The organism is Paenibacillus sp. JT31N7 (assembly GCF_059692095.1).
In genome coordinates this window covers 40,925-58,723 of sequence record NZ_JCAUAT010000005.1, presented here as the reverse complement: position 1 = coordinate 58,723, position 17,799 = coordinate 40,925, and the positions used below count along the sequence as shown (strand labels likewise).

At 55.8% G+C, this 17,799-nt stretch carries 14 protein-coding genes; 11 read left to right on the top strand and 3 right to left on the bottom strand.

From position 1 onward, the window contains the following. Positions 1-61 precede the first annotated feature (61 nt). The 4 genes from phnX (at position 62) to AC58P5_RS20675 (ending at position 4,463) form a co-directional block, all read left to right on the top strand. The gene (gene phnX / locus AC58P5_RS20690) at positions 62-907 is read left to right on the top strand and encodes a phosphonoacetaldehyde hydrolase (RefSeq protein ID WP_497389902.1); all 846 of its coding nucleotides are present in this window, start codon (positions 62-64) and stop codon (positions 905-907) included. A 43-nt stretch (positions 908-950) separates the two neighbouring features. Further along, complete coding sequence (phnW, locus tag AC58P5_RS20685; protein ID WP_497390405.1) at positions 951-2,078, top strand: 2-aminoethylphosphonate--pyruvate transaminase; 1,128 nt, start codon at positions 951-953, stop codon at positions 2,076-2,078. A 186-nt stretch (positions 2,079-2,264) separates the two neighbouring features. Beyond that, a complete protein-coding gene (locus tag AC58P5_RS20680; RefSeq protein ID WP_497389900.1) occupies positions 2,265-3,449 on the top strand; it encodes a saccharopine dehydrogenase family protein in 1,185 nt (394 codons plus the stop codon). 228 nt (positions 3,450-3,677) lie between these two features. Continuing rightward, positions 3,678-4,463: a DeoR/GlpR family DNA-binding transcription regulator gene (locus AC58P5_RS20675; protein WP_497389898.1), complete on the top strand. Its 786-nt coding sequence runs from the start codon at positions 3,678-3,680 to the stop codon at positions 4,461-4,463. A 123-nt stretch (positions 4,464-4,586) separates the two neighbouring features. On the opposite strand, the gene AC58P5_RS20670 is transcribed toward AC58P5_RS20675, so the two are convergent. Beyond that, positions 4,587-6,353, bottom strand: a complete 1,767-nt coding sequence (locus AC58P5_RS20670) for a Fe-Mn family superoxide dismutase (protein ID WP_497389896.1) — start codon at positions 6,351-6,353, stop codon at positions 4,587-4,589. Positions 6,354-6,421: 68 nt separating this feature from the next. After that, complete coding sequence (locus tag AC58P5_RS20665) at positions 6,422-7,435, bottom strand: alpha/beta hydrolase (protein WP_497389894.1); 1,014 nt, start codon at positions 7,433-7,435, stop codon at positions 6,422-6,424. A gap of 297 nt (positions 7,436-7,732) precedes the next feature. On the opposite strand from AC58P5_RS20665, the gene AC58P5_RS20660 reads away from it, so the two are divergent. The 3 genes from AC58P5_RS20660 to AC58P5_RS20650 all read left to right on the top strand — a co-directional run bounded on the left by AC58P5_RS20660 (position 7,733) and on the right by AC58P5_RS20650 (position 10,511). Further along, on the top strand, positions 7,733-8,473 hold the full coding sequence (locus tag AC58P5_RS20660; RefSeq protein ID WP_497389892.1) for an IclR family transcriptional regulator: 741 nt from the start codon (positions 7,733-7,735) through the stop codon (positions 8,471-8,473). Between the two features lie 522 nt (positions 8,474-8,995). Further along, a complete protein-coding gene (locus tag AC58P5_RS20655; protein ID WP_497389890.1) occupies positions 8,996-9,946 on the top strand; it encodes a cation diffusion facilitator family transporter in 951 nt (316 codons plus the stop codon). A 361-nt stretch (positions 9,947-10,307) separates the two neighbouring features. After that, positions 10,308-10,511 carry a DUF1272 domain-containing protein gene (locus AC58P5_RS20650; protein WP_497389888.1) on the top strand — a complete coding sequence of 68 codons (204 nt, stop codon included), beginning with the start codon at positions 10,308-10,310 and terminating at the stop codon, positions 10,509-10,511. A 209-nt stretch (positions 10,512-10,720) separates the two neighbouring features. Here the strand turns inward: AC58P5_RS20650 and acnA are convergent, their stop codons facing one another. Next, on the bottom strand, positions 10,721-13,429 hold the full coding sequence (gene acnA / locus AC58P5_RS20645) for an aconitate hydratase AcnA (RefSeq protein WP_497389886.1): 2,709 nt from the start codon (positions 13,427-13,429) through the stop codon (positions 10,721-10,723). Positions 13,430-13,681: 252 nt separating this feature from the next. On the opposite strand from acnA, the gene AC58P5_RS20640 reads away from it, so the two are divergent. From AC58P5_RS20640 to uvsE, 4 genes are all read left to right on the top strand, one after another. Further along, positions 13,682-14,704: an amidase domain-containing protein gene (locus tag AC58P5_RS20640; protein WP_497389884.1), complete on the top strand. Its 1,023-nt coding sequence runs from the start codon at positions 13,682-13,684 to the stop codon at positions 14,702-14,704. 33 nt (positions 14,705-14,737) lie between these two features. Continuing rightward, positions 14,738-15,877: a D-alanine--D-alanine ligase gene (locus tag AC58P5_RS20635; RefSeq protein WP_497389882.1), complete on the top strand. Its 1,140-nt coding sequence runs from the start codon at positions 14,738-14,740 to the stop codon at positions 15,875-15,877. A gap of 163 nt (positions 15,878-16,040) precedes the next feature. Next, positions 16,041-16,364: a hypothetical protein gene (locus AC58P5_RS20630; protein WP_042234930.1), complete on the top strand. Its 324-nt coding sequence runs from the start codon at positions 16,041-16,043 to the stop codon at positions 16,362-16,364. 273 nt (positions 16,365-16,637) lie between these two features. After that, positions 16,638-17,639 carry a UV DNA damage repair endonuclease UvsE gene (gene uvsE, locus AC58P5_RS20625; RefSeq protein ID WP_497389880.1) on the top strand — a complete coding sequence of 334 codons (1,002 nt, stop codon included), beginning with the start codon at positions 16,638-16,640 and terminating at the stop codon, positions 17,637-17,639. Positions 17,640-17,799 lie beyond the last annotated feature (160 nt).

Below are 17,799 nucleotides of genomic sequence, written 5' to 3'. Positions count from 1 at the left end.
CGTAGGCGGAGCCGGACCGGCGTATAAGCCGCAACGGCCCGTTATCAGGAGGAGATTCGACATGATAAAAGCCGTCATTATGGACTGGGCAGGCACGACCGTCGATTACGGCTGCTTTGCTCCCATGAACGTATTTATAGAAATTTTCCGCCGCAAAGGCATAGAAATTACGCAGGAGGAAGCACGCGGACCGATGGGGCTCCTTAAATGGGATCACATCCGTGAGATTACGAAAATGCCTCGCGTGGCGGACCTCTGGGAACAGAAATTCGGCAGCCGCCCCGGCGACCGCGACGTGGATACCTTGTATGCGGATTTCGAGCCGCTCCTGTTCGCCTCGCTGCGCAATCACTGCGAACCGGTTCCGGGTGTGCTGGAACTCATGGAAAGACTGCGTGGACGGGGGATCAAAATCGGGTCCACAACCGGGTATACCGAAGAAATGATGGACATCGTGGTGGAGGAAGCCGGCAAAAAAGGCTACCGTCCCGATGTGCTCGTGACGCCTACGGAGATGCCTGCGGGCCGTCCGTATCCCTGGATGATCTACGAAAACTGCATCCGTCTCGGAGTTTACCCGCTTCATCATGTCGTGAAAGTCGGAGATACCTTGAGCGACATCCGGGAAGGCTTGAACGCGGGAGTCTGGACGGTCGGGGTTGTGCTCGGGAGCAGTGAGCTCGGTATGAGCGAAGCGGAGGTATCGGCCTGCCCGCCGGAGGAATTGAAGCGCAGATGCGAGGAAGTGCGCGAGAGGTTTTATGAAGCGGGAGCCCACTATGTGATTGAATCCGTAGGCAAACTGGATGAGGTGCTGGAATTGATTGAAGCGCGCTTGAAGGCCAGCGCAGGCGTATCTGCGGGAGCGGCTGCCTCTGCCGGGCCGGAAGGTGTGCGTCATGCGTAAGGAGGAAGCGGAAATGGTACAGACGGACACCATGTACTCGGCGATGCCGGACAACGAATACCTGCTGCTGACGCCGGGACCGCTTACGACCACGAAGCGGGTCAAGGCGGCCATGCTGCGGGACTGGTGCACCTGGGACCGGGATTACAACGGACTGGTCCAGGATATCCGCGCCCGCCTCGTCACTTTGGGGGCAGGGCGTGCGGAAGGCTACACCTGCGTGCTCATGCAGGGCAGCGGAACGTTCTGCGTGGAGTCCGTCATCGGCTCCGTTATCCCGCCGGGAGGCAAGCTGGCGGTGCTGACGAACGGGGCTTACGGAGACCGTATCGTCCAGATGGCACGCGTGCTCGGCATTGAGACGGCCGTTCTCGATTCGGGAGAGCTCAGCCCGGTCAGTCCCGGTGAGCTGGAGGAACTGCTGCGGCGCGATGAGGCGGTTACCCATGTGGCGGTCGTTCATTCGGAAACGACGACGGGCATGCTTAACCCGATAGCCGAAGTCGGCGCCACGGCGAAGAAATACGGCAAAACCTTTATCGTGGATGCCATGAGTTCGTTCGGCGGCATTGAAATGGACATGAGCGAGCTGAACATCGATTTCCTGATCAGCAGCGCCAACAAGTGCATTCAGGGCGTTCCGGGCTTCGGCTTCGTACTGGCGCGCACGGAGGAATTGAAGCGCTGCGAAGGGCAGGCAAGGTCTCTGTCCCTGGATCTGTATGACCAGTGGAATACGATGGAACAGCAGTCGGGCAAGTGGAGATTCACTTCTCCCACACATGTGGTGAGAGCTTTTCACGAGGCGCTGAAAGAGCTGGAGGACGAGGGCGGCATTAAAGCCCGCCACCAGCGTTTCACCGAGAACCAGCGGATACTCGCCGAGGGGATGGCAGCGATCGGCTTCCGGCCGCTGCTGGACCCGTCCGTACAGTCTCCCTTCATCACTTCTTTTTACTATCCGGGATCGCCCGGCTTTACGTTCCTTGCTTTTTACGAGGAATTGAAAAAGAGCGGGTTCGTCATTTATCCGGGTAAAATATCCGCCGTCCAGACTTTCCGCATCGGCTCGATCGGCGATATTCATCCGGCCGACATGCGGCGGCTTGTAAGCACGATAGCGGGCGTCACCGGAAGCACTGTTGAAAAGGCAGCTGAAGCCCCGAACTGAGTCGGGAGGGCGCGGGATTTAAAGCGAACGGGATAAAGCCCGGACCGAAACCGGGATCATATTCCGGATCGGAACAGAAATCAAGACCCGAATCGAAACCCGCATCAAGACCCGAATCAATATCCGGGTCAACAGCGGACAAAGCTTTTACAGTCGGAATGATCACTTGCCGGGGAGGACAGCATCATGAAAGCATTTTGTCTGGGCGGAGCGGGCCGGATCTGCAGGGAAGCGATACTGGATCTTGTCCGGTATTCCGCTTTCGAGCAAATTACGGTCGCCGATTTTAACGAAGAAGAAGGGCGCAAGATCGTGCGGGAACTAAACGATCCGCGCGTGGATTTCATCAAAGTGAACGTCTATGACAAAGAAGCGACCGTCGCGCAGATGCGGGGCTACGATATCGTCATGGACGGTACGGCGATTACGCTTAACGGATTGTCTACGGCGTGCATAGCGGAAGCCGGCTGCCACGGCATCAATCTGAACGGCTTCGGGGACGAAGACGCTTCGGCGGCTCTGTTCGAGCGGCACGGCAAAACCTGCGTACCCGGCTTCGGCATGACCCCGGGCGTAACCCAGATGATGGCGATGCACGCCGCCTCGCAGCTCGATACGGTGGATACCGTCCGTGTCAGCCACGGCTCTTACCGGCCGATCGCTTTTTCGAGGTCCATTACGGAAACGACGACCTATGAGTACGATCCGAACCTTCCGGGCCGCGTCGTGTACGAAAACGGGCAGTTCATTCAGGTTCCGCCGTTTGCGCGTCCCCGTGAAATCCGGCTCCCCGAGCCTTACGGCAATTCGGTTCAATATATCATCCCGCATGCCGAAACGAAAACGCTGGCGAAGGCTCTGGCGGAGAAAGAGGTCCGTCTGATCGAAGTCCGCGGTACTTGGCCGCAGCCGAATATGAGACTCGTCAAGGCTCTCTATGAGTACGGGTTTATGCGCAACGACAAGATCCGGGTCAACGGTACGGAAATCGGCATCATGGACTGTATCAGCGAATATTTGTACCGCTCCCGCGAAGGCTCGGAGACGGAGTTGTACGGTTACGCGCTGCATATCGAAGTCACCGGTGTCAAAGACGGCGTGCCGATGCGGCTGACGCTAACGCATACGCATCCGGCCTCCGACGGCACCGTGCCGGGCTGGGAAGGGCTTCGCGCCTACACCCGGAACGTTGGCATTCCCATGGCCATTGCGGCCGCTATGATCGCCGAAGGGCGGGTTAACGGCGCGGGTATCCTGACGCCGGAAGAAGCTTTCGAGCCGCAGGCGGTCTTCGCCGAGCTGGAGAAGCGGGGCATTCGCGTCCATCAGGACACGGAAGTGTTGATGGAACGGGAACCGGTCCGGGCGTGAACGTAGCCGGTATCTTTCCGCGCGGCTGCGCAGTTGATTTTGTGCGACGATACAGAACGAAGATAAAAAAATGAAACGGCCGATCATTCAAACGGCTGATTGTATAATGGTTTACCGCTCCCGAACTCATAATGATTGCCGTATCCATAAAAGGCTGTCGCCCTCCCGCAAGGTTGGGTATAATGAATCCGGAAGCTATCACAGAACCGAAAGAACGGAGGCGGGCATGTGTCTCTAGTAGGGGAAGAACGCAAGGAACACATCCTCCACTTACTCAATCTTCACAATAAAGTCCGGACACACGAACTGGTGGAACATTTCGAAGTTTCCTCGGAAACGATCCGGCGCTATCTGGAGGAGCTGGAGCAGGAAAACAAGCTCAAGCGCGTGTACGGCGGGGCGGTCAAGTTTGACCTCATGAGGGAAGAACCCTCCCCTTTTAACCGGGAAGTCACGAAAGCGGAGGAGAAGAAGCGGATCGGACGGGCAGCCGCCGCAATGGTGCGCGATAACGACGTGATCGTCATCGACGACGGAACGACGACTCTGCAGATGATCAATTACTTGGCGAATACACGGAATCTGACCGTTCTGACGCCGTCGGTGCCTGCCTTGTCTCTGCTTATCGAATACAAGAACAAAGAGATGTTCTCCGGGGACATTTATTTTATCGGGGGCAAAATCAATGCGAAGCATTACCGTGCATCGGGCTCGGTAGCCGAAAGCATGATGGAATCCTTCTACGTGGACAAAGCGTTCGTAGCCGTCGACGGGCTCCATCCGCAAAGCGGGTTAACGAGCTACGATGCCGAGCGTGGGCTTCTTGTCCGGAAGTTTATGGAACATGCGGCCCAGACGGTCGCGCTGATGGACCATACGAAGAACGGCAAGACGCACTTCTACAAAGTATCGGATTTAAAGGAGATCCACGCGGTTATTTGCGATACGGAACATCCGCCCGAGTGGAACCGGGATTTCGAGGCAATAGATACGAAGTGGGTTGTGGCGGAATAAACCGTCAGCGAAGGAAAGCGGCGGCTGGTTTCGGGTTAGCCTTACCTTGCTCATGAACTCAAACAAAACGTCCCAACTGCCGGAAAGCAGCCGGGGACGTTTTGTTTTTTCCGTTTTCGCCCCTTAATAAGGAAGCCAGGTAAGCTTGCTGGCGGGCTCGAATCGTTCGTTAACATGATCCCAGTTAACGACTTTCCACCAGTCTTCGATGTATTTGGCACGATTGCTTTTATGTTTGAGGTAATAAGCGTGCTCCCACACGTCAAGTACCAGGAGTGGAATGACGTCCCATTGGGACAGATTCTGGTGTTTTTCCGCCTGCAAAATTTCAAGCCGGTGGCTGCGCGGGCTCCAAACCAGAATAGCCCATCCGCCGCCCTCCACTTTCTTGGCGGCTTCGGTGAACTGCTTCTTGAACCGGTCGAAGCTGCCGAACGATTTGTTGATTTCAGCGGCAATCGGACCGTAAGCCTTCCCTCCGCCGTTCGGTTTCATGATGTTCCAGAAAATCGTGTGCAGGTAATGGCCCGCACCGTTGAAGGCCAGTTCCCGCTCCCAATGCTTGACGAGATCGAAGTCTCCGCTGTCGCGGGCTTTCGCAAGCATCTGCTCGGCCTTGTTGAGATCATCGACATAGGTTTTGTGATGCTTGTCGTGATGCTCGCGCATGGTCGCCTCGTCGATATGAGGCTCCAGAGCGTTGTAAGCGTACGGCAGTGGAGGAAGCTTATGCCCGCCTATGGGTACGGGCTTGTAAGGCGCCAGAGCCGGAGCGGTCTGTCCCTGCCCCGCCGTATGGGCCGTAGGCGGCGCTGCGCCGCTCTGCGCCGCCAGATCGCTTAGGGGCGGACGGTCGCCCTCCGTGCGGGTGTCCCAGGGGCCACCCGGCCCGACAGGTCCGATCCCCGCGCCGGGATAAGCGGACGGTCCCGGCGTGTAGCTCGCCGGAGGACCGGGCGCCCCGACGCCGAAGCCGGGAGGCACGTTCGTTCCGGGTCCGGGGCCTACGCCCGTCTGCGGGACGGGGAAGCCCGGACTGCCGGAGGAATAACCCGGTAATCCTCCGGTTGCGGGACCGTCCGAATCGTGACCGGGGACGGGGACGCCGTAGAGCCCGTACTGCCCAGGACCGGTCCCGGCTCCTCCGCCGACCGGCGGCGTGCTGACACCATTCAGCGAGCTGCCGGCGCCGCTGATGGATGTGCTTGGCGAGCCGGAGCCGCCAAGGTTATAGCCCGGCCCGCCGCCGAAGCCCGTACCGGGCACGATTACGCCGCCCGGTCCGTAATAACCGGGCGAGCCCCATCCTCCCGGTGCCCCGGGAAATCCCGAGCTCCCGGGTGCTCCGAAAGCGCCCGGCCCGTCACCGGCTTGGCCTGCGTAGCCGCCAAGGCCGGGAGGTCCGCCCGGCGGCCATTGGCCGGGCACGCCGAAGCCCCAGCTCCCCGTTCCGTAAGGACTGCTCTTCTGGGCGGTTTCAAGCCCCTTGAGCGTGCCGAGGAAATACTCCGACTCGCGGATAATGTGCTCGATGACGATTTTGACAACGGGATTCGAGCTGACGGGTTTGCTTTCTTTTTCAACAATCTGCAAAAATTCGATGAATTGAACCGACTGCTTGGTGGAGACATCGATCAGCTGCCGCAGCTGCTGCTGAAGGAAGGGATCGTTGGGATTTTGAGTGCGGATCGCCCATTCCACCCACTGTACGGCAGCCGCCTCCGTCTTGGCGAAAACTTCCTCCCAGTCCTTGAGCGCCTGCACATAGGCGGGCTCCAGCGTAGGGACCAGTTCGCGGATAACGACGGTGTGTTCCTTCTCTTGGGTTTTCCAGAAACGGATTTCTTCTAAGATCCTAAGCGGCATCAAGCTGCCGTAGACCGAAAGCATCAGGACTAACCTCCCCGGAATCAACGTTATTCCTATCCATATTCAAGGGAGGGATTGGCCTATTCTACTTACATTTCAACAAAACCCGATTCCGAAAGCTGGGGACGGGAGATTGTTTTCAGGAACCCGAAGGTACGGGTGATGTATTCGTCGGGTTTCGCGGAGTAGATCAGTTCATGTTTGCCCGTAGGGAGCATCCAGTAGTTGGTGAACACATTGTGCTGATTTTTATAAACTCCTTCGGCTATATCGTGTGGAGCCCGTTCATCCTCATCGCCGTGAATGAAGTAAATCGGCATCGGATATTCATGGGTCGTGACGGCCTGATACGGAATCTGATTCATGTTGACCCCGTTCAGAAGCGGGAAAAATACACGGACAAGAGGGAGCGACGGGAATTTAGGAATATTTACATACTGTTTCATATTATGATAAAGCGTATCGGGATTGAGCAGGAATGTGCTGTCCAGAATCATGCCGTCGATATTTTTGGTTTGCAGGGCGGCCTGGAGGGCTGTGCCCGCTCCCATGGAGAAGCCCCATACATAGACGCGCTCGGAGCCTTTTTCTTTAATATAATTAACGGCCCCAAGAAGTTCTTTGGATTCCTGGATACCGGCCGTAACGATCCGGTCATTTTCGGGATGGACGTAGCCGTAATCGAACATCAGCACGTTGTATCCGCTGTCATGAAGCTTTTTGGCAAGAGAATAGATGGGAACCCACAGTTCTTCGCGGTTGCCGCCGTACCCGTGCGAGAAAATAACCGTCTGGGAGGAAGCCTGGGCCGTCGGAATGTACCAGCCGCTCAAGGTACTGCTGCCGTTCGAGCTGGGGAACGTAACGTTCTGATAGGGCAGACCGGCCGCTTTCACAGGGTTCGAGCTTAACGGCGCAATGGTAGGCCGGGCCAGCGTCCAGGCGATAAAACCGTGGAAGCCGAGGATCAGACTGGAACAGAGCACGAAGAAGCAGAGAAGAGAAAGCAGGATAACCTTCTTGCGTCGTGAAATCGATTTAACCGGAATATGTTCCAGCGGTGCGGGTTGAAGGGGAGTCGAATTAATGGGATTCATGCTCATATAAGGTTCCCTCCTTTGGAGAATGGGTCTTTGTAGGAGAATTTAGTTAGTAGGAACCTGAAAATTAGAAGGTTTATAATTAACTAAATATTCTGAAAAGGACCTCGTGGTACTCTTATATTATGTCAACTTACACACTTCGTCAATATGTGCAACACAATGTTAATTGTCTTGTAATCTCGCTGTAATACAAGGGTTTCGGACGGTTTTTTCCTTTGCCTTTCGAGGGTTCATCAAGTATAATAAAAGAAACAGAGTTTCACTATGTGAAACAAAAATAGGCGGTGGTGAAACCCGATGGAGGAAGCAAAATCGACCGTCCGCGCCGTGGAACGGGCACTGGATGTACTCCTGTGTTATACCGACGCAACCGAACTGACGTTAACGGAGATTTCATCGAAAGTCTCTTTGCATAAAAGCACGGTTTACCGTCTCCTTGCGTCTCTAGAGGCGAAGGGATTCCTTGTGCGGGAATCCGACGGAGACAAGTACAGGCTCGGCTTCAGCATCTGGGAGCTTGCCGCGCACATGTCCCAGAGCGACGACCCCGGCATGATCCTGTTGCCGGAGATGGAACGCCTGCGCGATCAGGTGAACGAGACGATCTCGCTGTACGTGCGCGACGGCCGGGAACGCGTACGCGTCCAGGCCGTACAGAGCAACCACGCGATCCGACGGGTCGCGCCGGTCGGTGCGAGAATGCCCCTGTTCGTCGGGGCATCGAGCAAGGTCCTTCTCGCCTTCGGCGAGGCGGAGGTGCAGGAACAGGCGATGCTGGAGGCCGAGCTTGCGGGCATCCTGCGGGAACCGTTCCTGCAGCAGCTTCACGAGACGCGGAAGGCGGGCTACGCCACCAGCGTCGAGGAGCGCGAACCGGGAGCGGCGGCGCTGGCCGCTCCGGTGTTCAACCGCGCGGGCAAGCTCGTGGCCGCGCTGGCGGTGTCGGGGCCGTCCAACCGGCTCACGCTGGAGGCCATGCTGGAGCAGGCTCCGGTCGTGATGGAGGCGGCCCGGCGGATGGGCACCATGCTGAGATAGCGCGGCATGGCGGTTGTATGGGCGTGCGAGGCAATCCGATACGAGGCAATCCGGAACAGGATGGCCGGGATTACCGGAGAAGCTCAGAGATGAGTGCCCGAGAACGGTCGGGGGACTACTGAAGGAAGAACCGAAAGCAGGACCGAAAGCAGAACCGAAAGCAGCTGAAATCAGAGGAAAACATCTGAAAACATCTGAAACAGCCGTAGAACAGCCGTAGAACTGCCCGAGAACTGACTGCCGGTAGCGTTCTTCGGCCGGAAGGCCGCTGTCCGGGAGCGGGTAAGGCCTGCGGCCGGCCCGCTGTTTCAAACCCGCCGCGGCGGCGTAACAAATAGATAAGGCCAGCTGAGCCCGTGCCAGCTGGCCTTCGCTCGCCCGTACGGGAAGGGAAAGGCAGGAGAGTCCCGCTTTTCCGCCCGGCCTTTTTTCCCATATATTCGGCAGAGAAAGACGCATTCAGGCATTTTATCCCATCTCGGGGGCAATACTAGATCGGAACATACGGAAGGAGACGGGTTGATGGAACAGCGCAAGTCGATGATTGCGATCTGGATCAGCCTGATTAGCAATGTCGTCCTAACGGGCATTAAGCTGGTCGTCGGCTACCTATCCGGCAGCCAGGTTCTGATTGCTGACGGAATACATAATGCCGGAGACGTGATTGCAACGGCAACGGCCTACAGCTCCATGCGGATTTCCAATCGTCCGGCCGATCACGATCATCCTTACGGACACGGCAAAGCGGAGGTGATCGGCTCGGGGGCCGTCGCGCTTCTGTTGGGCGCCGCGGCGATCTACATGGGGTATCATGCGGTTATGGCGCTTTTAGAGCCGCCGGGCGAAGCTCATGTCCTCGCTCTGATCGCGGCGGTTATTTCCCTGGGCTGGAAACAATGGCTGTACGTATATACGATGAGGCTGGGCAGGGCCGCGAACAGCAAAGGCCTTATTGCCACGGCTTACGATCATCTGGCTGACGTGTATGCTTCCATTGCCGCTTCTGCGGGGATCGCGCTGGCCCTGGCCGGGGATTACTTAGCTATTCCTTTCTTGGCCTACGGGGATCCGGCAGCCGGAATTATCGTCTCTTTTCTCGTCATCAAGCTCGCTTATACGATGGGGATGGAAGCCGTCAATATTCTAATGGAAACGAACGTCGAGGACGCCAAGCTGCAGCAGTATAAGGAAATCATCGAGTCGTTTCCCGACGTCAAACGCATCGACCGGCTGCGTGCCCGCGAACACGGCCACTACATACTCGTGGATGCACGGATCGGTATCATGGGAACGTTAACCATTCAGCAGGGGCATGATATAGGGCGCAAGATCAAGGAAGCGATCCGGGCCAAACATCCCGAAGTGGATGAGGTGCTTGTACATCTGAATCCGTGGTACCCGGATGAGGAAAATAACCCGGATGCCGGCCGGGACAGCAAAGACTGCACAGGCGGATTACCGGGTTCGACTTAAGGCTGAAAGCTGGTAGACGAATGTCCGGCCCGGAGCCACGCATTCAAGAAAGAACGGGGCTCGTCCATGAGTCACTCATTGCAGCAGCGAATAACCTGGTTAACGGGAGCAAGGGAAAAGTAACGAAGACGGCATTCCTAGGGAAGGAAGGGCCGTCTTTTCTATGCCATACAAAGCGGCTCCTACGAACGCCGGAGCCTGATTTTAAAATTTAAGTTTTGCAAGACCGTTTACTAAAATTTATAAGCTCTCTCCCTCCCTAAAGGTTTAGAAGATGCCTGTATGCGCCGGCTTTTCTTTTATACACTTAAGTTAGATCATCGCATTGAGGATCACATTCGTATTTAAAGGGGATAGGGATATGGGACTTGCCATGAAAACGGATTGCCAAATTTGCGAACACGCGCTTGACGCTCATTCGGAAGCTTATATTTGCGTGCATGAATGCACATTCTGCAAAAAATGTACGGAAGAGAGGGAGCACGTCTGCCCCAACTGTTCGGGAGAACTGGTACGAAGACCGCGTGCGCCGTTAACCGCTGCAGCAGCTTGTCCACTGGGCTAGGAAGAACGAGAAGGGAAGCGCGAGAGATAGTAAGGTCCCTGATTATTAAGCTCGTAAAAGGGTCAGGAAGCAAGCAGTAAGTGCTCCAGGCATGCTCTTCTTTTTAGTGCCGCACGAGCTTTATAGGAAAAGAATCAGCCAATTTAACAGAAAAAAGAGAGCCCGTGACGGGCTCTCTTTTATTACATGCTTATAGTAAGCGTTGGTTTTTAGTACATCATTTGACGGAGTACGGTTTGCAGGATACCGCCGTTACGGTAGTAATCCACGTCCACCATGCTGTCCAGACGAACGATAGCTTTGAATTCGAACGACGTGCCGTCTTCACGGGTAGCCGTTACGGTTACTTGCTCACCTGGCTGCACATCGTTAGACAAGCCGGAAATCTCGATCGTTTCGCGGCCGGTCAGACCAAGCGTTTTCCAGCCTTGACCTTCCAGGAATTGGAGCGGAAGTACGCCCATACCTACCAGGTTGCTGCGGTGAATACGCTCGAAGCTTTCTGCGATAACGGCTTTGACGCCGAGCAGAAGCGTACCTTTAGCCGCCCAGTCACGGGAGCTTCCGGTTCCGTACTCTTTACCCGCAATAACAACGAGGGAAGTATTTTTATCCTGATAGTTCATCGAAGCGTCGTAAATGGACATCACTTCGCCGGTCGGCAGGTAAGTCGTTACGCCGCCCTCGGTGCCCGGAGCCACTTGGTTACGGATGCGGATGTTCGCGAACGTACCGCGCATCATGACTTCGTGGTTACCACGGCGGGAACCGTAGGAGTTAAAGTCTTTTTTGTCCACGCCATGCTCGATCAGGTATTTGCCCGCAGGGCTGTCTACCTTGATGTTACCGGCAGGAGAGATGTGGTCCGTCGTAACGGAGTCAGCAAGAAGCGCAAGCGTTTTGGCGCCGCGGACGTCTTTGATATCGTCCAGGGACTGGCCAAGGTTTTGGAAGAACGGAGGCTCTTGAATGTAAGTGGAGTTTTTGTCCCACTCGTACAGCTCGCCTTCCGGTACCGCGATTTGGTTCCAGCGCTCGTTGGCACGGAACACGTCTTTATATTTCTCGCGGAAAGCTTCGGCCGTAACGGCTGTCGCGACAGCTTCCTCGATTTCTTTGTTGGTCGGCCAGATGTCTTTCAGGTAGACAGGCTCGTTGTTCGTGCCGTAGCCGATCGGATCTTTCGTCAGGTCGATGTTCACGTTGCCTGCCAGCGCGTAAGCGACAACCAGCGGCGGGGAAGCGAGGTAGTTCGCTTTAACCTGTGCGTGAACGCGGCCTTCGAAGTTACGGTTACCGGACAGAACGGCAGCGACCGTCATGTCGTTGTCGGCAACGGCTTGGCTCACTTCGTCCGGAAGCGGACCGGAGTTACCGATACAAGTTGCGCAGCCGTAACCCGCCACGAAGAAGCCGAGCTCTTCAAGCGGTTTAAGCAGGTTGGCTTTCTCCAGATAGTCGGTAACGACCAGGGAACCCGGAGTCAGGGAAGTTTTCACGTAAGCCGGCGTTTTCAGACCGCGCTCTACGGCTTTCTTCGCGAGAAGGCCCGCACCGAGCATAACGTTCGGGTTGGAAGTATTTGTACAGCTTGTAATCGCTGCAATTACAACGGCACCCGTGCTCATTTTGGCTGTTCTGCCGTCCGCGTATTTCACTTCGACTTCTTCGGCGATTTTCTCGTCGGACAGGCCGTATCCGCCTTTGTCTACAGGCGTACGCAGGATGTCGTTGAAAGATTCTTTCATCGCCGTCAGCTCGACGCGGTCTTGAGGACGTTTAGGACCTGCAAGGCTCGGTACAACGGTGGAAAGGTCGATTTCAATTACATCGGAGTAGATCGGCTCTTCCGAGTCTTTCGTACGGAACATGCCTTGCGCTTTATAGTAAGCTTCAACGAGAGCGATCTGCTCTTCGCTGCGGCCTGTGTTTCTCAGGTATTCCAGCGTGCTGTGGTCAACCGGGAAGAAACCTACGGTTGCGCCGTACTCAGGAGCCATGTTGGCAACCGTTGCACGGTCCGACAGGACGAGATCGTCAAGGCCGGGACCGAAGAACTCGACAAACTTGCCGACAACGCCCTTCTTGCGAAGAGTTTGAGTAACGGTAAGGGCAAGGTCGGTCGCCGTTGCGCCTTCCGCAAGACGTCCGGTCAATTTAAAACCGATAACTTCCGGCGTTACGAAGTAAAGCGGCTGTCCGAGCATACCGGCTTCGGCTTCGATACCGCCTACGCCCCAGCCTACGATACCGAGACCGTTGATCATGGTGGTGTGGGAGTCTGTACCTACCAGGGAATCCGGATATACGGTCGTTTCACCGTCTACGGTTTTGGTAGCCGCAACGGAAGCGAGATACTCCAGGTTTACCTGGTGAACGATACCGGTAGCCGGCGGTACTGCACGGAAGTTATCGAATGCGGTTTGCGCCCAGCGCAGGAAGCGGTAACGCTCTTCGTTACGCTCGAATTCGAGCTCCATATTGGTTTCAAGCGCCATACCGTTACCGAAAGCGTCGACCATAACGGAGTGGTCGATTACAAGGTCAACCGGTACGAGCGGGTTAATGCGTTTAGGGTCTCCGCCTGCGCGTGCAACGGTGTCTCTCATTGCCGCGAGGTCAACTACGACCGGTACGCCGGTAAAGTCCTGCAGGACGATACGGGCAGGAATGAATGGAATTTCTTTATTGTGGTCGGCGTTCTCGTCGCCCCAAGTTGCGATTTGCTTCACGTGTTCGTCCGTGATGGCGCGGCCGTCGTATTGGCGGATCGCGGCTTCAAGCAGAACTTTAATGGAGAAAGGCAGTTTGGAAATTCCGGCGAATTGCTGCTGAAGATCCTGCAGGCTGTAATAGTAGTAAGATTTACCGCCTACCGTCAACTGCTTGCGTACGTTAAAAGCGTCTTTTTGCGGCATTGCAAAGCCTCCCTTATGATCTTTGAAATGGCGAATTGAAATTTGTCCGGGTCTTACGTTTAATTGGTTGGTGTTTCATCTGATGAAACTTAATTTCATATTTCGCTATATCCTTAGTATACCGTGTTCCCCCTGCCGCGTAAAGAATAAAATGACTCATTTTTATTTGAAATTTTTCATATATTTAAGCGAATATCCATGCGTATAAGGCCGGTCCCCGCAACGGACTGTAGGCTCTCGGGAGGGAAAGGCATGTCCTGGAAAACAGCGCTGTACGATTATCTGCACGCACGCAATACGGCGGAAACGGAAGCGTCGGCCGGATTGATGGCTAACATTGTGGAAGACGAACGGTTCAGCCGGGAAACTGACGCCCGGTACAACAGGCTGATCGAAAGCCGCAAAGAACGCGGAGTCAAGGCGCTGCGGGGGGAAATGCGGCTCAAGCTGCAGCATGTGCACGAACACGGGGAAGGCGTTACCGCGGATGTCGAGTGCCAGCGGCAGTTTTTTTACGAACAAGGGGGCAGGGAGCGGAAGGAAGGCATCGTCATCCGGGAACGGGTCGGCTTGATCCGTAAGGGGGCGCGCTGGAAAATCGTGCAGATTTCGGCCCGGGAGAGTGAGCGGGAAAAAACGAGACAACCATACTCTTGGCTGGCCGAGGAAGGAGTTTACACGCCCGAAGGTGAAATCTCCTCGTCGCAGCCCTACCTGAATTATAGTATACTGAACCATGTCGGAACTTACCCTGAAACCCGGAAGAAGCTTTACGACCGCGGCAAAGCGGTCAAATATGCGGACGCCTGGTGGAACCGGTACAACCCGGCTTTTATTGAATTCGAAGTGGATTGCACAAGCTACGTCTCCCAATGTCTCTTTGCAGGGGGGACACCGATGAACTATACTGGAAAAAGAGGCGCCGGCTGGTGGTACGGGGGCAAGCAGGGCAGCCGCGAGCTCTGGAGTTACAGCTGGGCGGTCGCCCAGGCTCTTCAGCTTTACGTACCCGCTTCCCGCAGAGGGCTGAGCGGAACGCTCGTTTCCTCGGCCGCCGAACTAAGGCCGGGCGATTTTATCAGCTATGACTGGGACGGGGACGGACGTTTTCAGCACAATACGTTCGTAACCGCACTTGATGCGAGCGGCATGCCGCTCGTTAATGCGCATACCGTCAGCAGCAAGCACCGCTACTGGGATTATAAGGACTCGTACGCGTGGACGGATAAAACCCGGTACGCCTTTGTCCGTGTTTCGGATGAAATGGATGGATAAATAAAGATTATGGAAATCAGGCGGAGGGGAAACATGAGCCGGAAATTGCGGATAGGACTGATCTATGGCGGTAAATCCGGGGAGCATGAGGTATCTTTGCAAACCGCGCATGCCGTCATTGGAGCATTGGATGTATCGAAATATGAAATTACTCCTTTCTATATTACAAAGCAGGGGGAGTGGCGCCGGGGAGCGGCTCTGAACGGCCAGGTGGAGCGCAAGGAACTGCTCGCTTTCGACGCTTCAGAGAGCGAAGCGGCGGGTGCGGCTCTGGCTCCTTTCTTCTCCGGCCTTACGAGCCAGGCGGGCGGCGTTCTGTCCGAAGTGGCCGCTGCGGGTGAAGCAGCCCGGGCGGAAGCTGTCGATGTCGTGCTGCCGCTGCTGCACGGTACCTTCGGAGAGGACGGCACCATCCAGGGGCTGCTTGAGATGGCGAACATTCCGTATGTGGGAGCGGGCGTGCTCGCCTCGGCCGTCGGAATGGACAAAGTCGCCATGAAGAAGATGTTCGCGCAGGAGGGGCTCCCGCAGTGCGTGTACCGGCACTTCACCCGCTCTCAGTGGGAGAAGGACCAGCCGTTCTTCCTGATGGAAACCGAAATTTCCATCGGCTATCCGTGCTTCATCAAGCCGGCCAACCTGGGTTCGAGCGTAGGGATTTCCAAAGCCCGCAACCGGCAGGAGCTGATCGAAGCGGTGGAGGTTGCCTTCCAGTTTGACCGGAAGGTGATTGTGGAAGAATTCGTGGACGCCCGGGAGATTGAAGTCGCTATCCTCGGCAACGAAGAGCCTCTGGCCTCCGTTCCGGGCGAGATCGTATCTTCCAGCGAGTTTTACGACTACAAGGCCAAATACGTCGACGGTAAATCGACGATGGCCATTCCGGCGGATCTGCCGGAAGAAACAGCCGCGCAGATTCAGGAACTCGCCATCCAGGCGTTCCAGTCCATCGACGGATCGGGCCTGTCGCGGGTCGATTTCTTCCTGACCCGGACGGACGGGCAGATCTATATTAATGAAATCAACACCATGCCGGGCTTTACCCCGTTCAGTATGTATCCCCTTCTCTGGAAGGAATCCGGCAAACCTTACGCGGAGCTGCTGGACGATCTCATCCGGCTTGCGTTGGAACGCCACGCGGCCAAACAGCAAATCAAATATACGGTGGAGTAACGGCTTTGCCGGACACCGATTTCGCATGCAGGGGAAGCAGACTGCCGTCCGCAGGTACAACCCGCGGGTCCGGGAAACCGGAGGCTCACGCCGACGGCGGAGAGCGGCTTTCCCGCATGCGCTTTAGGAAACGACTACTATTCCGATCAGCCGGGAGGGTGCTATGGGCTTTCAGACCGAATTTAATTCCGTATGCAAATTCAAATCCGAGCAGGAACTGTACGAGCTGTTGGAATACGGGCGCTGTAAAATGCGCAAAAGCGGGTTCCGCGTGTATCCGACCGGCCAGAAAGTAATCGCATACTCGCCGGCCAACGAGGCGGTGGCTATCGTGAAGATCAGCGCTTCCATTGCGGAAATCACTTTTCAGGGGGATGAAGTTACCCTCGTGGAGATGGATCTGGTGCGCAAGCTGACCGAGGAAGAGGCGCGCGTGCAGACCGCGCTGGCCGACGAGATGTTTTTCGGCGAACAAGGGAGCAAATAAAAGGCGGACCGTTTCGGACAACCGTTATGGATCGGAGAAAAAACGTCCGATTCCAAGGAACCGAAACAAGTTCCGGCCCGTTTCATCCATTTTATACTTTAATAGGAAGAGCAGCTTTGATCTCGGCCCCGGTTGAGAAAACGGCTGCTTTTTGTTTTGGGCCGCTGAAATTTCGGATCGTTAAAATTTTACCTTCATAATTATAGTAGCGCCTTTTATTCTGGGCATCTTATCAATAAAGACCAATCAGGAGCAAGGATGTGACCAACGGCCATGATCGTACGCCTGGGGTATGTGGCGATGTCCACGGAAGTGAAGAATGCGTCCCCGTCCAAGACGATGACGGCAACGCTGTTCGGCCAGTTGAACGACCGGGAGGCGGCTGTCCGCAAGCTGGAGAGAATAGGAGCCGAGAACCTTCACAATACACTGCGGCTGCTTAGGCATAACCGCGCTTACGATATCAAGGTTTACCGCTATTCGTCCAAACTGATTCCCCTGCTCGGCCATGAAATGCTGGGAGGCTGGGATCCTATTCCGGCTCTTGCCGAAGAATTTAAAGAGGTGGGGGATTACGCCAAGCTGCACGGGATGCGGACGAGCTTCCATCCCGATCACTTCACGGTGCTCAGCACCCCTCGTAAAGATGTCCTGCTCAAATCTTACGCGGATCTTGAGCGGCATGCCGCGATGCTGGAGGCGATGGGACTCGGAGAGGACGCCAAGCTCAACATTCACGTAGGCGGAACTTACGGAGACAAACCGAAAGCGGCCAAGCGGTTTCTGGCTCATTTTGCCGATTTGAACGAAAGCGTCCGGCGCCGTCTCACTCTGGAAAACGACGACAAAACGTTCACTGCCCGCGAAACGCTGGAAATCTGCGAGCAGGTCGGAGTGCCCATGGTACTCGATGTCCACCATCATCAAGTGAATAACGAGGGGGAGGACATCCTGGAGCTGTGGCCCCGGATACAGGCGACATGGGAAGGGCAGCTCTGCGTCTCGCTTCCGGATAGCGGGGATCAGCCGCTGCCGCCCAAAATCCATGTGTCGAGCCCGAAGAACGATAAAGACATCCGGAGCCATGCGGATTATGTGGAGGCTGGGCCTTTGCTGGAATTTTTCAGAGGCATCGCAGGAAGCACTCCGCGGCTCGACGTTATGATTGAAGCCAAAATGAAGGATGCCGCCCTTTTCCGTCTGATGAAGGATCTGGAGAAGGAAAAAGACGTAGAAGTGCTTACGGAGGCTTCCGTGCAAATAAACGTTCCGTAGGAACGTGCCGGATGCGACGAAGGCAAGGGAATCGGACTCTGCGAGATTATGACCCACATAGGCTGTGTTTTTCCGCTTAAAACTATAAAAATCTCCAGAATTCCGCGTTAATCCGGTAAAGCTGCATGTTTTTGCCGTGTTCTTCTTGTCTTTGCCGGTC

What these genes read in the sequence shown, in the direction of transcription:
- phnX (WP_497389902.1), top strand. Translation starts at nt 62, where the DNA reads ATGATAAAAGCCGTCATTATGGACTGGGCAGGCACGACCGTCGATTAC.
- phnW (WP_497390405.1), top strand. Translation starts at nt 951, where the DNA reads ATGCCGGACAACGAATACCTGCTGCTGACGCCGGGACCGCTTACGACC.
- AC58P5_RS20680 (WP_497389900.1), top strand. Translation starts at nt 2,265, where the DNA reads ATGAAAGCATTTTGTCTGGGCGGAGCGGGCCGGATCTGCAGGGAAGCG.
- AC58P5_RS20670 (WP_497389896.1), bottom strand. Translation starts at nt 6,353, where the DNA reads ATGCTTTCGGTCTACGGCAGCTTGATGCCGCTTAGGATCTTAGAAGAA.
- AC58P5_RS20665 (WP_497389894.1), bottom strand. Translation starts at nt 7,435, where the DNA reads ATGAGCATGAATCCCATTAATTCGACTCCCCTTCAACCCGCACCGCTG.
- AC58P5_RS20660 (WP_497389892.1), top strand. Translation starts at nt 7,733, where the DNA reads ATGGAGGAAGCAAAATCGACCGTCCGCGCCGTGGAACGGGCACTGGAT.
- AC58P5_RS20655 (WP_497389890.1), top strand. Translation starts at nt 8,996, where the DNA reads ATGGAACAGCGCAAGTCGATGATTGCGATCTGGATCAGCCTGATTAGC.
- AC58P5_RS20650 (WP_497389888.1), top strand. Translation starts at nt 10,308, where the DNA reads ATGGGACTTGCCATGAAAACGGATTGCCAAATTTGCGAACACGCGCTT.
- acnA (WP_497389886.1), bottom strand. Translation starts at nt 13,429, where the DNA reads ATGCCGCAAAAAGACGCTTTTAACGTACGCAAGCAGTTGACGGTAGGC.
- AC58P5_RS20640 (WP_497389884.1), top strand. Translation starts at nt 13,682, where the DNA reads ATGTCCTGGAAAACAGCGCTGTACGATTATCTGCACGCACGCAATACG.
- AC58P5_RS20635 (WP_497389882.1), top strand. Translation starts at nt 14,738, where the DNA reads ATGAGCCGGAAATTGCGGATAGGACTGATCTATGGCGGTAAATCCGGG.
- AC58P5_RS20630 (WP_042234930.1), top strand. Translation starts at nt 16,041, where the DNA reads ATGGGCTTTCAGACCGAATTTAATTCCGTATGCAAATTCAAATCCGAG.
- uvsE (WP_497389880.1), top strand. Translation starts at nt 16,638, where the DNA reads ATGATCGTACGCCTGGGGTATGTGGCGATGTCCACGGAAGTGAAGAAT.